Source organism: Frigoribacterium sp. VKM Ac-2530 (genome assembly GCF_015350835.1).
Classification (GTDB): Bacteria; Actinomycetota; Actinomycetes; order Actinomycetales; family Microbacteriaceae; genus Frigoribacterium.
In genome coordinates this window covers 1,232,570-1,247,130 of record NZ_JADKSE010000001.1, presented here as the reverse complement: position 1 = coordinate 1,247,130, position 14,561 = coordinate 1,232,570, and the positions used below count along the sequence as shown (strand labels likewise).

Below are 14,561 nucleotides of genomic sequence, written 5' to 3'. Positions count from 1 at the left end.
GAGAGACAACTCGTGACCACCCTTCGACTGGCCATCGTCGGAGCCGGCCCCGCCGGCATCTACGCCGCCGACATCCTGCTCAAGGCCGAGAAGGCCTTCGACGTGTCGATCGACCTGTTCGAGCAGCTGCCTGCCCCCTACGGCCTCGTCCGCTACGGCGTCGCCCCCGACCACCCGCGGATCAAGGGCATCGTCAACGCGCTGCGCGACGTGCTCGACAGCGGCGACATCCGGGTCTTCGGCAACGTCCGCTACGGCGAGGACATCACCCTCGACGACCTGAAGCAGCACTACAACGCGGTCATCTTCTCGACCGGTGCCATCAAGGACGCCGACCTCGACGTCCCCGGCATCGAGCTCGAGGGCAGCTACGGCGCCGCCGACTTCGTCAGCTGGTTCGACGGCCACCCCGACTTCCCGCGCACCTGGCCGCTCGACGCGCAGTCCGTGGCCGTGGTGGGCGTCGGCAACGTCGCCCTCGACGTCTCGCGCATCCTCGCGAAGCACGCCGACGACCTGCTGCCGACCGAGATCCCCGACAACGTCTACGCCGGGCTCAAGCAGTCGTCGATCACCGACGTGCACGTCTTCGGCCGTCGCGGACCTGCCCAGGTCAAGTTCACGCCCCTCGAGCTGCGCGAGCTCGGCGAGGTGCGCGACGTCGACATGGTCGTGCACGACGAGGACTTCGACCACGACGAGGCCTCGAAGACCGCGATCGCGACGAACAAGCAGGTCTTCGTCATCGACAAGGTGCTGAACCAGTGGCGCCAGCGCGAGGTCGGCACGGCGTCGCGTCGGCTGCACCTGCACTTCTACGCGAAGCCGCTCGAGGTCGTCGGCGACGACGACGGCCGTGTCGCGGCGTTCCGGTACGAGCGCACCCGGCCCGACGGCCAGGGCGGCGTCGAGGGCACGGGCGAGATCCGTGAGGTCCCGGTGCAGGCGATCTACCGCGCCGTCGGCTACTTCGGCTCGCCCCTCGACGGCATCCCCTTCGACGAGCGTCGCGGCGTGATCCCGAACCACGAGGGCCAGGTCATGGACGACGACAACCAGATCATGCCCGGCGTCTACGCGACCGGCTGGATCAAGCGCGGACCCGTCGGCCTCATCGGCCACACGAAGTCCGACGCCATGGAGACCGTCAAGCACGTCATCAACGACCAGGCGAGCTGGTGGCAGCCCGCCGACACGTCCGACGAGGCGATCCCCGCCCTGCTCGAGCAGCGCGGCGTCGAGTACACCGACCTCGAGGGCTGGCACCGCCTCGACGAGCACGAGCAGTCGCTCGGGGCGCAGCACGAGCACGAGCGCGTGCGCGTCAAGGTCGTGCCCCGCGACGAGATGGTCCGCGTCTCGCGGTCCGGCTCCGGTGCGGGCCCGGACGCGGGCTCCGACACCGACTCCGACGCGGCGGTCGTCTCCGTCTGACCTGCCGTCGCCTCCTCTCGGAGGCGATCCGCGCCTCCTGCGTACTGCTCTCGGGCCGATCGCAGGAGGCGCGTCGTCGTCTCCGGGGAGCGCCCCCGGCGATCGCGTCACCGGCCCCGGCGCTCGTGGCTAAGCTGGTCGACATGGCAGACAGCTCTTTCGACGTGGTCAGCAAGGTCGACAAGATGGAGGCGGACAACGCCCTCCACCAGGCGCAGAAGGAGATCGAGCAGCGCTACGACTTCAAGGGCGTGGGCGCGTCGGTCGACTGGAGCGGCGAGAAGCTGCTCCTCAAGGCGTCGACGGAGGAGCGGGTCAAGGCCGTCCTCGACGTCCTGGAGTCGAAGTTCATCAAGCGCAGCATCAGCCTGAAGCACCTCGACGCGGGAGAGCCCTTCGCCAGCGGCAAGGAGTACCGCATCGAGGCCGCCCTCAAGGAGGGCATCGAGCAGGACGCCGCGAAGAAGATCGGCAAGATCATCCGCGACGAGGGCCCCAAGAGCGTCAAGAGCCAGATCCAGGGCGACGAGCTGCGCGTGCAGTCGAAGAGCCGTGACGACCTGCAGGCCACCATGGCCCTGCTCAAGAAGGCCGACCTCGACGTCGACCTCCAGTTCGTCAACTTCCGCTAGCCGCAGGCCCGACCCTGCCCGGCCCGCCGTCTCTGCGCGCGCCGGCCCGCAAATGCCGACCGCAGGCGTCCCCGAGTGGACTCATGTGACCGGATCTCCCACTTTTGTGGCCCCTCCGGTCGGGTTCTGCGGGCGTCCTCGCGCGAGGAGGCGCGAGATGGCTGCCCAGACCGACTCCCAGTCGTCGAAGACCTGGTGGTACGAGACCTCGATCACCACGTAGCCGAGCGCGATCAGCGTGGCGATCCTCACGCGATCCTCGTTGTACTGCTTCGGCGACGAATGGAACTCGTAGCTCGTGCACTCCACGACGAGCCAGCCGTCGAGGAGCAGGTCGACCCGGATCTCGGACGTGAGCCAGACCTGGATCTCCGGACTCAGCCCGTGCTCGATGAGGCGGACCCGGGCGACGGACTCGGTGCCCGACTCGGCGCGTGCGTCCATCAGGACGAGGAGACCGGCGGCCGGCCGTCCGCGGAGGTGACGGTCGACAGCCGCCAGGGACGGGCGCTCTGCGCGGAGTCGAAGGGCGGAGTCGATCACCGCGACGGCCCGATCGACGGGCTCGCTCAGCAGAGCCTGAGCTGCCGCACGGCTCGGCGAGACGGCCAGTCGCTCGCCTGCTGTGAGCTCCGTAGCGTCGCGGAGCACGAGGACGTGAGGGTGGGCGGTGCCGAGTCGTCTCCCTGCGTCGTCGGGATCGCGGAGATCACGGGCGTTGTGCGGCACGGACACGACGAGGCGTTCACCGGGCGGCGCCCACGCGCCTCGGAGCGTCAGTGCGCTGACCCCGGCGAGCACGCCTCCCACCCGGGCGGCCCGGACGGCGCTCACCGGTAGCCCGGGCAGAGCGTAGAGGCCGTGTCGCACGCGCTCGACGTCCCCGCGGCGCCAGGCTTGGTCGAGTTGATCGCGTGTGCACCCGGCCCGGAGCAGCTCGCGGCGGTGCGCCAGCCCCTGGTGGTGTGAACGGATGACGTCGACGACTCTCGGAGGCTCCATGGCGTCTGACCCTGTCGTGGAGCCCACGTGCGTGTCTGCACCAGCGCGCGACCTGGGGACGGCTCGTCGTCCGGGCCCGCGGTGTGGAGGAACCGCGGCTACTCGCCCATGCACAAGCACACCGCGGCCGGGAGTCCGCAAATGCCGACCGCTGACGCCCGTTCGCTCCGCCCATGACGGGAAATCCCCTTCTTGGAGGCCCCGCGGTCGGCATTTGCGGCGACGCAGGAGGGGGAGGGGCGGGGTGGTCAGCGGGAGCCGCCGGAGGCTGTATATTTGTCTGGCGCCTCCGGTCGGTGATTACATTGGCCGGGCGTGCATGGCAAGTTACCCAAGCGGCCAAAGGGATCTGACTGTAAATCAGCTGGCGTAGCCTTCGGGGGTTCGAATCCCTCACTTGCCACAGTTCACCGCTCCTCCGGGAGCAGGCGACACCACGACGGACTCGAGAGATCGGGTCCGTTCGTCGTTTCCCCGGTCGATCGGGCATCACCGCCAGGAGGCCCCATGGACGACACCAGCACGAGCCCCCAGGACGCGGCCGCGCTCCTCGCCGTCGCCGTCGACGTCACCACGGCCGCAGCCCGGCTCGCGGCTGCGCGGCGTGCCGAGGGGGTCGAGGTCGCCGACACGAAGAGCAGCCTCGTGGACGTGGTCACGCACACCGACCGCGAGGTCGAGTCGTTCCTCCGTGCCCGTCTCGCCGAGCTGCGTCCCGGCGACGGCTTCCTCGGCGAGGAGGGTGACCCCGACGACTCCTCCACGGGACTCACCTGGGTCGTCGACCCGATCGACGGCACCGTGAACTTCCTCTACGGGATCCCGCAGTGGGCGGTCAGCGTCGCCGTCGTCGAGGGCGGCCCCGACCCGCTGACCTGGTCGGCCCTCGCCGCCTGCGTCGTGAACCCGCTCTCGGGCGAGGTGTTCACGGCGAGCCGAGGAGGCGGCGCCTGGCTGGGCGAGGAGCGTCTCGTCCCGTCCACCCCCGCCTCGCTCGCCGAGTCGCTGTTCGCGACGGGGTTCTCGTACGAGGCCGACCGGCGGGTCGAGCAGGCCGCCGTGGTCGGCCGCCTGATCGGGCAGGTGCGCGACCTGCGTCGCCTGGGAGCCGCCTCCCTCGATCTCTGCGCCGTCGCGGCCGGTCGCCTCGACGTGTACGCCGAACGTGGCCTCAAACCGTGGGACCACGCCGCGGGCGTGCTCGTCGCGCAGGAGGCCGGCGCAGTGGTGCGCGGCGAGGAGGGCCAGGCGCCGAGCGGCAGGCTCGTGGTCGCGTCGGCACCGAGCGTCGCCCGGGCGGCCGACGTGCTCCTCGAGGATGCACGGTTCTGACCTCCGTCCCGTGAGAAGGCCTCTGATCAGGCATTGCTGCGAGAAGTCCCGCGTCCGCACCACCGTGACACCCGAAGGCGGGTAGCCATCTGGTGAACGAGCGGCTACCCTTGACGAGTTCGTTACTTCTCCGTGACATTCGTCCGGAGTCGTCTCGATGACGACCTCGAGAGCCGATGAGCCCTCTCCCGCCCGAACCCCGAGGATCCATCACCCGTGTCGAAGTCCCACCCCATCGCCGAGCACGAAGGCGACCAGCAGTCGCGTCGTGCACCCGTCGATCAGCGGGACGGCGCGTCCGGAGCCCCGGCGCAGCAGGTCTTCACGACCCGTCGCGAGGCCCGCGAGGCCGAGCGTCGCGCAGCGGCCTCCGTGCCTGCCCCCGTCGCACCTGCTGCTCCTGACGTGTCCGTTCCCGCCGTGTCCGCTCCCGCCGAGCCCGTGACTGCTGCCCCCGCGCCTGCTCGCATCGTGCCTGCTCCCGTCGCGTCGACCGCCGTCGAGACGGCCCCGGCCCACGCGACCAGGGCCGAGCGCCGCGCCGCCGAGGCCGAGGCTGCCCGCCGTCGAGGTCGTCGCCCCGCCGTCTCCGAGACGGCCTCGGCCCCTCGGGTGAGCCGCGCCGCCGCGCGTGCCGCGCAGCGCCCCGCCGCCCCGGCTCCCGTCGCCCGGCGAGCCGCCGCTGCCACGACCGCTCCGGCCTCGGCTCCCCGTCAGCGCAGCGCGTTCCGCAGCGCGGGCAAGCGCGTCACGGTCGTCGGCGCCATGGTCTTCGCCGGCGCCATGCTCGTCTCCACGTCCGTGCCCGCGAACGCCTTCTTCGTCGACACCGCCGAGCGGACGGTGGCCAAGAAGGCCACCGCGAGCCAGACCTTCGTGGCCGGCGCGGCCGCCGACGACGCGGCCTCCCGCGACGGCTACTCCGTCACCGAGATGAAGGTCGCGCCCGTCAGCGAGTACGCCTCGACGAGCTCGAGCACCTTCTCCAACGACGTGGCCGGCACCGTCCAGTGGCCCTTCGCCACCGGGGTGCCGATCAGCAGCGGCTTCGGCGCCCGTCACGTCTCGAACTGCGGCTTCTGCAGCACCTTCCACAACGGCCTCGACTTCGTCCCGGGTGCGGGCTCGCCCATCCAGGCGATCGCCGACGGCACCGTCAGCGCGGTCACGGGCCCCGGGGGTGCGTTCGGCAACCACGTCGAGATCGAGCACGTCATCGACGGCCAGAAGGTCACGTCCACCTACTCGCACATGCAGACCGGCTCCGTCCAGGTCTCCGTCGGCGAGAAGGTCACCGTGGGGCAGCTCGTCGGCAAGGTCGGCAGCACCGGCAACAGCACCGGCGCCCACCTGCACTTCGAGATCCACCTCGGCGGCGTCCCCGTCGACCCGTACCCCTGGCTCACCGCCAACACGAACTGACCCGTCGGAGGTGTCCACCAGCCCGAGCAGGCCGGTGACCGGCCCACGCACGGGCGGTGCTGATCGCCACCGACACGACGAAGCCCCCGACCTCGGTCGGGGGCTTCGTCGTGCGAGATGGCGGGGGCGGGGCGCTCAGCCCACGTCGTCGACCGCAGCGAGCCACACGGCGGCGTTGGGCGGCAGGGCCGGCCCGTCGAGCGCCATCGTCGACAGCAGCACGTCGCCGACCGGCAGCTCGACTGCCACCTCGCCCGTGTTGGCCACCACGGTGACGCCGCCGGTGCGGAAGGCCACGACGCTCTCGTCGTAGCCGTCGATCCAGGTGAGGTGGGCGGCGCCGAGCTCGTGCTCTGCGCGCAGGGCGAGGGCCGAGCGGTAGAGCTCCAGCGTCGAGCCGGCGACGCCCTGCTGCTCGTCACGGGCGTAGGTCGACCAGTCCTCGGGCTGCGGCAGCCAGGAGGCGCCGGTCGCGCTGAAGCCGAAGGCCGGCGCACCCGACTCCCACGGGATGGGCACGCGGCAGCCGTCGCGCCCGTAGCGCTCGCCCTCGGTGCGGAACCACGTCGGGTCCTGGCGGCTCTCGTCGGGCAGGTCGACCGCCTCCGGCAGTCCGAGCTCCTCGCCCTGGTAGAGGTAGGCGCTGCCGGGCAGCGCGAGCATGACGGCGGAGGCTGCCCGGGCACGGGCCAGGCCGAGCTCGGGGATCGGCAGGCCGGCGCTCTTCGGGCCGATGCCGTGGCCCTGCGGGTTCTCGGCCGTGAGGGCCAGCCGGCTGGCGTGGCGCACGACGTCGTGGTTGCTCAGCACCCAGGTGCTCGGGGCGCCGACGCTCGAGAACGTCTCGATCGACTGGTCGACGACCCGGCGGATCGCCGTCGCGGACCAGCCCGTCTCGAGGTAGGCGAAGTTGAAGGCCTGCTGCATCTCGTCGGGACGCACCCACTTCGCGAGCTTCGACAGGGGCTCGACCCACGCCTCCGCGACCATGACCCGGTCGCCGGGGTACTCGGCCAGCACCTGGTGCCACTCGCGGTAGATCTCGTGCACGCCGTCCTGTGCCCAGTAGGGCGGGGTGGCGTCGGCGGTCTCGCCGCCGCCCATGCTGCCGGCGTCGGCGGGCGGCGTGTAGTCGGGAAGGCCGTCGGCCTTGATCATGCCGTGGGCGACGTCGACGCGGAACCCGTCGACGCCCCGGTCGAGCCAGAAGCGCAGCACGTCGACGAAGTCGGAGCGCACGAGCGGGTTCGTCCAGTCGAGGTCGGGCTGGGAGGTGTCGAAGAGGTGCAGGTACCACTGCCCGGGTCGGCCGTCGGGCTCGACGAGGCGCGTCCAGGCCGGTCCGCCGAAGACGGACTGCCAGTTGTTCGGCGGGAGGTCGCCGTCGGGCCCCGTGCCGTCGCGGAACATGTAGCGCGCGCGCTCGGCCGAGCCGGGGGCCGCGGCGACGGCGGCGCGGAACCACGCGTGCTCGGAGGACGTGTGGTTGGGCACGAGGTCGACGATCAGCCGGAGGCCGAGCTCGGTCGCGCGGGCGCGCAGGGCGTCGAAGTCGTCGAGCGTGCCGAAGAGCGGGTCGACGTCGACGTAGTCGGCGACGTCGTAGCCGGCGTCGTGCTGGGGCGACGTGTAGAACGGCGAGAGCCAGACCGCGTCGACGCCGAGGTCGGCGAGGGCGTCGAGCCGCGAGGTGATGCCGGGCAGGTCGCCGACGCCGTCGCCGTCCGCGTCGGCGAACGAGCGCGGGTACACCTGGTAGATGACGGCCGTGCGCCACCACTCGCCGCCGCGCTCGGCGCCGGACGACGGGGTCGACTCGATGTCGGGGACGGTCGTGGTGTCGGTCTCGGAGGGGGAGTCGAGCGTGTCGCCCGTGGTCTCGTGTGAGGACATCCCGCCACGATACGGCAGCGGCAGGGTGGCTCCGCCCGGTAGCGTGGGGCTCCCACGACACGGATCGGCGGACCCCTGGACTCCTTCATCGACCTCGCGAACGGCGACTGGTCCGACGACCCCCGCCCGTTCCCCCTGGCCCTCGGCACGAACGTCTTCGGCTGGACGGTCGGTGCCCCGACGGCGCTCGAGCTGCTCGACCTGTTCGTCGGCGACGGGGGCCGCATCGTCGACACGGCCGACGTGTACTCCGCCTGGTTGCCCGGCAACTCCGGCGGCGAGTCCGAGGCGATCATCGGCCGCTGGCTGGCCCGCCCGGGCAACCGCGACCGCGTCCTCGTGAGCACGAAGTGCGGTCAGCACCCGGCCGCGCCCGGCCTGTCGCGGGCGAGCATCCGCACCGCTGTGGAGGCCTCGCTGACGCGGCTCCGCACCGACCGCATCGACCTGTACTCGGCGCACTTCGACGACGACGAGACGCCGCTCCGCGAGACGGTGACCGCGTTGAGCGAGCTCGTCGACGAGGGGAAGATCCGCTTCGCCGGCGCCTCCAACTACTCCGCCGCGCGGCTGCGCCAGGCCCTCGCCATCGCCGACAGCGACGGCCTGCACCCGTTCGTCGCCGTGCAGCACCCCTACAACCTGGTGAGGAGGGGCGAGTACGAGACCGAGACCGCCCCGGTCGTCGACCACTTCGGCCTCGCCGTCCTCCCGCACTCGTCGCTCGCCAGCGGCCTGCTCACCGGCAAGTACCGGGGCGGCGACGCTCCCCGGTCGTCGCCGCGCGAGGGGCGCGCGGCGAGCTACGCGACCCCGCAGGCCCTCGGGGTCGTCGAGGTCGTGGCCGAGGTCGCGGAACGGCACGGGGTCGCGCCTGCCGCCGTCGCCGTCGCGTGGCTCGCGTCGAGGCCCGGCGTCGTGGGCGCACTGGCCAGCGCCCGCACCGTCGAGCAGCTGGACGACCTGCTGGGCTCGGCGTCGGTCGAGCTCGACGACCGCGACCTGGCGGCCCTCGACGCGGCGTCCGCACCCCAGGCCTCGTAGGCGCACCGCCCGGGCGGGCGGGACCGGCTCCGAGGAGGCGGGCGTCAGCGACCGAGGACGACGATCGTGCGGACGCTCGGGTCCCAACGCCGACCCGAGACGAGGCTGCCGGCCTGGGCCGGGGCCCGAGCGTCCTCGGGGGCCTCGCGCGCCTCCTCGTCCTCGAACGCCTCGACCGCGGCGAGGGCCCGGCCGACCGCCTCGGCGTCGAGCCGGCTCGCCAGCGTGACGTGCGGCACCCAGAGGCCGGGGGAGGAATGCGTCACATCGTCCTCGCCGCCCACGATCGCGTGCACCTCGGCCTGGAGGTCGAGCAGGGCGCGCGTCGCGACGATCGACCGCACGAGCACGTGCCCCCGGCCGTGCCCGAAGACGAGGGGTGCGCCGAGCACGACCGGCAGCGGGAGCAGGCGGTCGAGCAGCTCGGTCAGTGCCGGGTCGGCCGTGCCGTCGATGCCCCGCCGCGCCAGCAGGGTCACGTGCGGGGAGTTCGAGCTGCTCGCGTGGTCGGCTTGCGACGGCAGGCCGGCGTCGGAGAGCGCGGCCCACTGGGCGCGCACCCGGGCGTCGGCGGGCCCGTCGAGCAGGAGTTCGATGCTGTGCACCCGTCGATGATGGCCTCGTGGAGGAGGCGCGCGCACGGTGTCCTCAGAGGGGTCGCGGCTCTGCTACCCTTGTCTGGTGCCGATCGGCAGTCGCCCTCCTGGGCCGGCTGAGCGAGGTCACGCCCCGATAGCTCAGTGGTAGAGCACTTCCATGGTAAGGAAGGGGTCGTCAGTTCAAACCTGACTCGGGGCTCCGGCTGGTCACGGTCACACCGTGCAGACAGCTTGCGGCGGGGTAGCTCAGTTGGTTAGAGCACACGGCTCATAATCGTGGTGTCGCGGGTTCGAGTCCCGCCCTCGCTACCGCAAGGCCCTGGACGTGCACCCGCACGAGCGGGGCCTTTCTCCTTCCTCGAGCTGTGCTTCCTCGGGCTGTACCGCCTCAGGTCGTGCGTCGTCGGGCTGCGTTCCTGATCGTCGTGCGCCGCCGGTCGCCTACGCTCGGGGGATGTCCCCGAGCATCCACAGCATCGGCACGGCCGTTCCCTCGACGATCATCGGGCAGGACCACATCCGTGACGTGTTCCGCAGCCAGCCGGGACTCGGCCGCCTCGCACCGCGGCTGATCGGGGCCGTCTTCGACGGTGCCCAGATCGACACCCGCCACACGGTGATCGACGAGCTCGGCGCCGAGCAGCCCGACCAGCCTGGCCAGTCCGAGCAGCCCGACGCCGCCCCCGTCTTCTACGACCGTGCCGAGGGCCGCATCCTGCGCCCCGGCACCGGCGCCCGCAACGACGTCTACGTCGAACGGAGCCCCGACCTCTTCGTCCGGGCCGCCGAGGAGGCGCTGGCCGGCGCCCCGGGGATCACGGCGGCCGACGTCACCCACGTCGTCACCGTCTCGTGCACCGGCTTCTTCGCGCCGGGCCCCGACTACCTCCTGGTGCGCCGACTCGGGCTCGCGCCCTCGACCCGTCGGCTGCACATCGGGTTCATGGGCTGCTACGGCGCCTTCCCCGCCCTCCGGGCCGCCCGCGACACGTGCCTGGCCGAGCCGGGCGCCGTAGTGCTCGTGGTGTGCGCCGAGCTCTGCACCCTGCACCTGCGGAGCTCGGACGACCCCGACGCGATCATCGCCTCCTCGGTCTTCGCGGACGGCGCCGCGGCGGCCGTCGTGTCGTCCCGGCCGGCCGCCGTGGGGGCTCCGGTGCTCGACCTCGACGTGCTCGAGACCGTGCTCACGCCCGTCGGCGAGGACGACATGGCGTGGAGCATCGGCGACCAGGGCTTCGACATGGTGCTGAGCAGCTACGTGCCGCACATCGTCGAGGAGCACGTCGACTCCGCGCTCGCCCCGCTGCTCGAGGCCGGCGGCGTGGCCGTCGACGAGATCGACGGCTGGGCCGTGCACCCCGGCGGCCGCAGCATCCTCGACCGCGTCGAGTCGCAGGTCGGCCTCAGCGAGGCCCAGATGGCGCCGTCGCGTCGTGTGCTGCGCGACTACGGCAACATGTCCAGCGCGACGGTCTTGTTCATCCTCCGCGAGCACCTCGAGGGGCGTGGAGGCGAGGGCCAGGACGTCGAGGGCCGAGGAGGCGCAGGCGACGCACTGACGCCTCCCGAGGCCCGCAGGGTGTGCGCCATGGCCTTCGGGCCCGGCCTCACCGTCGAGAGCGCGTTGCTCACCCGCCGGGTCGGCGGCTGAGCGTGGTGCTCTCGGCGACGGGCGCGTCGACGGACCCGCGAGGACCCTTCATCGACGTCCGGCAGCGCGACACCGGGCTGCGGGAGCTGATGGACGACCCGGACTGCGACCTCGGCCAGCTCCGGCGCACCTACGCCGTCTTCCCGGTCGTGAACGGGCTGGTCGCGGGCTGGCGGCGTGCGTACCGGGAGCGGATCCGGCCGCTCCTGTCCGCCGACCGGACGTCGACCCTGCTCGACCTCGGATCGGGAGGCGGCGACCTCGCGCGCTCGCTCGCCCGGTGGGCCCGCCGCGACGGGCTGCGCCTGGCGGTGACGGCCGTCGATCCCGACCGGCGTGCGCACGACTTCGCGAGCGCCCGGCCGGCCGACGGCGTCGTCCACCGGTGCGCGTCGAGCGGAGACCTCGTCGAGGCGGGCGAGCGGTTCGACGTCGTCGTCTCGAACCACGTGCTGCACCACCTCGACGATTCGTCCCGGGCCGCCGTCCTGGCCGACAGCCGGGCGCTCGCCCGCCGGCTCGTGCTGCACAGCGACATCCGGCGGTCGCGCGCTGCCTACGCCGGGTACTGGGTGGGGACCCTGCCGCTCGCGCGCACCTCCTTCGTCCGGGTGGACGGGCTGCGCTCGATCCGCCGCAGCTGGACCGACGCGGAGCTGGCCCGTGAACTGCCTGCCGGCTGGGCGGCCGTCCGCCGACCGCCCTTCCGCGTCTGGGCCGTGCTCGACCTCGCCGCCGACGCCGCCGCGACCTCGGGCTCGGTCGAGACCGAGGGCGCAGGCGCAGGCGCGGGCGACGTCGAGCCCGGGCCGCGCTCGTGATCACGCACGACGTGGTCGTGGTCGGCGGGGGTCCGGTCGGCGTGCTGGCCGCGGCCCTGCTCGCCGCGCGCGGCCTCGACGTCGCGGTCTGGGAGCGCCGGGCCGAGGCGCCGAGCCTCTCGCGTGCCATCGGCGTCCACCCGCCGTCCCTCGACGTGCTCGACCGGGTGGGCGCAGCCGAGCCGCTCGTCGCCGACGCGGTGCCCGTGCGTCGCGGCGTCGCCCGCAGCGGCGGCCGCACCCTCGGCACGGTCAGCTTCGACCGGGCGCACCCTCGGTGGCCGTTCGTCGCCGCCCTGCCGCAGCACCGCACCGAGCAGCTGCTGCGCGACAGGCTGGAGTCGCTCGCGCCGGGCTCGCTCCGGCGCGGTCTCTCGCTCGACGGGCTCGAGCAGGAGCCGGACCGGGTGCTGCTCCGCGGCACGTCCGACGACGGACCGGTGGAGGCGGCCGCCCGTTTCGTCCTCGCGGCCGACGGTGCCCGCAGCCCGCTGCGCGACGCCCTCGGGATCGACGCGCCCCTGCGTCGCTACCCCGACCGCTACGTGATGTGCGATGTGGCCGACGACACCGGTCTCGGCGCCGATGCGGTCGTGCACCTCGAGCGACGTGGCGTCGTCGAGTCGTTCCCGTTGCCGGGCGGGGTGCGGCGCTTCGTCGTGCTGCTCGACCCGGATGCCCCCGGCGACGGGCTCGCGGCCGAGGGAGGCGCCGCGCCCGACGCCGAGCTGGTCGCGGGCCTCGTCGCCGAGCGCACCGGCCTCGACATCGACCCCGGCACGGCGACCATGACGAGCGCCTTCGGGGTGCAGCGCCGGCTGGCCCGGCGCACGGTCGCCGGGCGGGTCGTCCTGATCGGCGACGCCGCCCACGAGATCAGCCCGATCGGCGGCCAGGGGATGAACCTCGGCTGGCTCGACGCGGACGCCGTCGCCCCCGTCCTCGCGCGGGCGCTGCGCTCGGCAGGAGGGCGACGCCTCGACCCGACCGTGTTCCGGGCGTACGAGGAGGCGCGTCGCCGGTCGGTCGCCCGCTCGGCCCGGCAGGCGGAGATCAACATGGCCCTCGGCCGTCCCGTCGGGCCCGTGGTCGGCGCGACTCGGCAGGTCGGCCTGTCGGCGGCGCTGCACCTGCCGACCCGCCGGCTCCTCGCGTCGCTCTACTCGATGCGCTTCGTCTGACCTGGAGCTGCTCGCCGGGCCAGGCCCGGGGACCGGTCGGGCCCGTCAGGCGACGAGCGCCGTGCCCGCGAGGGCGAGCGACACGACGAGCACCAGCGCAGCGGCGATCACGAGCCGGAACAAGCCCCGCGTCGCCCCGCCTCGCCGCACCAGCCTCGCCCCGACCACGGACAGCACGAGGGCGGCGGCGGCCCCGACGACGCCCGCCCCGGTGCGGACGGGCGTCAGGGAGCCGTCGAGGAGGAGCCCCCCAGCCGTCACGACCGCCGCCGTCCCCAGGGCGGCGAACGCCACGAGCCCGGCGCGCAGGCGTCCGAGCCGGTGGGGCAGCCCGACGACGCCGGTCCGGGCGTCGTCGTCGAGGTCGGGCAGCACGTTGGTGAAGTGGATCGCGACGCCGAAGGCAGCGCCCACGGCCAGGGCCCAGGCCGCCGGTGCGGCCGGAGGCGCAGCAGCGAGGGTGACCACGGCGGGCAGGGCCCCGAAGCCGACGACGAAGGGAATTGCCGACCACGCCGTGCGCTTGAGCCCCAGGTTGTAGGCCCAGCCGGAGGCGAGGAAGATGAGGTGGGCGACGCCCGCGGCCCAGCCGAGGACGAACGTGAGGCCGATGGCGAGTACGGTCACGACGGTGACGGAGGCCACCGCGGTGCTCGTCGAGACGAGTCCGAGCGCCAGGGGCTTGTCGCGCCGACCGACCTGGCGGTCGCGCGCGGCGTCGACGAGGTCGTTCGAGAGACCGATCGAGAGCTGGCCGGCCAGCACGGCGGCACCGAGCAGCAGGGTGCGGCCGACACCGAGGCCGACCGCCGCCCCGAGGACGACCGAGAGCACGGTCACCGCGACGGTCGGACCGGGGTGCGTGGACCGCGCCAGGGCGACGACGGTCGAGCCGCTCGAGCCGGTCACGGTCGCGACCTGGCCCGACGAGAACTCGCCCGAGCACAGGTCCGAGGCGAAGCCCGGGAGCGGATGCGGGCTGCGGTGACGCGGGAGCATCCACGGAGGTGAGGTCGAGTGAGCACGCCCGGGTCGGGGGAGACCCGGACGTGCCCGTCAGCCGCTCGCAACCTTCGGTGGGACACGTGGATCAGGACCTGTCCCTGGCTGTCGATCGAGGGCTCGCGTCGAGTTACCATCCCAGACGTGGGGGAAGTGTACGACGCGAGCCCTCGCAGCGGTAGAGCCATGGAGCAGACTCGGCTACTGGCCGCGACCGGTCTTCTCCTGGAGGCGGTCGATGTGCTCGCTCGCCTTGGCCTTGCTGAGGTCGGCGGGCAGCTCTTCGCCTGCCTCGCGGGCGAGCGTGTCGAGGTAGCTCTTCTGCGGGCCGGTCATCGGCTCGTCGCCGGTGACCCAGTCCTCAGGGTCCTTGGAGGCGGTGGTGGAGGGGTCGGGACGTTCGCCGCCCAGGGTCTCTCCGGAGCCCGCGTCGGCGCCGGAGGCAGGTGCCCCGCCGCCCTCGGGTGCTGCGGGGTCGACGGGCGTGATGTCAGGGTCGATGTTCGAGTCGCTCATGGGGAGAACGTACGCCGCGCCCCCGACAT

13 protein-coding genes and 3 tRNA genes are annotated in these 14,561 nt (G+C 73.0%); 11 read left to right on the top strand and 5 right to left on the bottom strand.

Annotation, left to right across the window (positions count from 1 at the left end; genetic code table 11):
* Window positions 1–12: 12 nt before the first annotated feature.
* Window positions 13–1,434 (top strand): FAD-dependent oxidoreductase, encoded by a 1,422-nt coding sequence (locus ITJ48_RS05845; protein WP_194612763.1) that lies wholly within the window; start codon window positions 13–15, stop codon window positions 1,432–1,434.
* Window positions 1,435–1,577: 143 nt separating this feature from the next.
* A complete protein-coding gene (locus tag ITJ48_RS05840; protein WP_123546714.1) occupies window positions 1,578–2,066 on the top strand; it encodes a YajQ family cyclic di-GMP-binding protein in 489 nt (162 codons plus the stop codon).
* An 81-nt stretch (window positions 2,067–2,147) separates the two neighbouring features.
* On the opposite strand, the gene ITJ48_RS05835 is transcribed toward ITJ48_RS05840, so the two are convergent.
* Window positions 2,148–3,068: a type IV toxin-antitoxin system AbiEi family antitoxin domain-containing protein gene (locus tag ITJ48_RS05835; RefSeq protein WP_194612762.1), complete on the bottom strand. Its 921-nt coding sequence runs from the start codon at window positions 3,066–3,068 to the stop codon at window positions 2,148–2,150.
* Between the two features lie 321 nt (window positions 3,069–3,389).
* Here ITJ48_RS05835 and ITJ48_RS05830 point away from each other — a divergent pair.
* From ITJ48_RS05830 to ITJ48_RS16630, 3 genes are all read left to right on the top strand, one after another.
* A tRNA-Tyr gene (locus ITJ48_RS05830) sits at window positions 3,390–3,471 on the top strand.
* A 104-nt stretch (window positions 3,472–3,575) separates the two neighbouring features.
* Window positions 3,576–4,400, top strand: a complete 825-nt coding sequence (locus ITJ48_RS05825) for an inositol monophosphatase family protein (protein ID WP_194612761.1) — start codon at window positions 3,576–3,578, stop codon at window positions 4,398–4,400.
* 216 nt (window positions 4,401–4,616) lie between these two features.
* The gene (locus ITJ48_RS16630; protein WP_194612760.1) at window positions 4,617–5,822 is read left to right on the top strand and encodes a M23 family metallopeptidase; all 1,206 of its coding nucleotides are present in this window, start codon (window positions 4,617–4,619) and stop codon (window positions 5,820–5,822) included.
* 135 nt (window positions 5,823–5,957) lie between these two features.
* On the opposite strand, the gene ITJ48_RS05815 is transcribed toward ITJ48_RS16630, so the two are convergent.
* Complete coding sequence (locus ITJ48_RS05815) at window positions 5,958–7,715, bottom strand: glycoside hydrolase family 13 protein (RefSeq protein ID WP_194612759.1); 1,758 nt, start codon at window positions 7,713–7,715, stop codon at window positions 5,958–5,960.
* A gap of 63 nt (window positions 7,716–7,778) precedes the next feature.
* Between ITJ48_RS05815 and ITJ48_RS05810 the strand changes: the two genes are divergently transcribed.
* Window positions 7,779–8,759 (top strand): aldo/keto reductase, encoded by a 981-nt coding sequence (locus tag ITJ48_RS05810; RefSeq protein ID WP_370544853.1) that lies wholly within the window; start codon window positions 7,779–7,781, stop codon window positions 8,757–8,759.
* Window positions 8,760–8,803: 44 nt separating this feature from the next.
* Here the strand turns inward: ITJ48_RS05810 and ITJ48_RS05805 are convergent, their stop codons facing one another.
* Window positions 8,804–9,364: a 2'-5' RNA ligase family protein gene (locus ITJ48_RS05805; protein ID WP_194612758.1), complete on the bottom strand. Its 561-nt coding sequence runs from the start codon at window positions 9,362–9,364 to the stop codon at window positions 8,804–8,806.
* 121 nt (window positions 9,365–9,485) lie between these two features.
* Between ITJ48_RS05805 and ITJ48_RS05800 the strand changes: the two genes are divergently transcribed.
* The 5 genes from ITJ48_RS05800 (at window position 9,486) to ITJ48_RS05780 (ending at window position 13,014) form a co-directional block, all read left to right on the top strand.
* A tRNA-Thr gene (locus ITJ48_RS05800) sits at window positions 9,486–9,557 on the top strand.
* Window positions 9,558–9,593: 36 nt separating this feature from the next.
* Window positions 9,594–9,667, top strand: a tRNA-Met gene (locus ITJ48_RS05795).
* 145 nt (window positions 9,668–9,812) lie between these two features.
* On the top strand, window positions 9,813–11,012 hold the full coding sequence (locus ITJ48_RS05790) for a type III polyketide synthase (protein WP_194612757.1): 1,200 nt from the start codon (window positions 9,813–9,815) through the stop codon (window positions 11,010–11,012).
* Window positions 11,013–11,017: 5 nt separating this feature from the next.
* A complete protein-coding gene (locus tag ITJ48_RS05785) occupies window positions 11,018–11,833 on the top strand; it encodes a class I SAM-dependent methyltransferase (protein ID WP_370544852.1) in 816 nt (271 codons plus the stop codon).
* Window positions 11,830–13,014 (top strand): FAD-dependent oxidoreductase, encoded by a 1,185-nt coding sequence (locus ITJ48_RS05780; protein ID WP_370544792.1) that lies wholly within the window; start codon window positions 11,830–11,832, stop codon window positions 13,012–13,014. Before ITJ48_RS05785 ends, ITJ48_RS05780 begins: the two co-directional genes overlap by 4 nt.
* 45 nt (window positions 13,015–13,059) lie before the next feature.
* Here ITJ48_RS05780 and ITJ48_RS05775 read toward each other — a convergent pair whose 3' ends face one another.
* Together ITJ48_RS05775 and ITJ48_RS05770 are read right to left on the bottom strand one after the other, a co-directional pair.
* Window positions 13,060–14,013: a UbiA family prenyltransferase gene (locus tag ITJ48_RS05775; RefSeq protein ID WP_194612756.1), complete on the bottom strand. Its 954-nt coding sequence runs from the start codon at window positions 14,011–14,013 to the stop codon at window positions 13,060–13,062.
* Between the two features lie 204 nt (window positions 14,014–14,217).
* Window positions 14,218–14,532 carry a DUF3072 domain-containing protein gene (locus tag ITJ48_RS05770; protein WP_192042170.1) on the bottom strand — a complete coding sequence of 105 codons (315 nt, stop codon included), beginning with the start codon at window positions 14,530–14,532 and terminating at the stop codon, window positions 14,218–14,220.
* Between the last annotated feature and the right edge of the window lie 29 nt (window positions 14,533–14,561).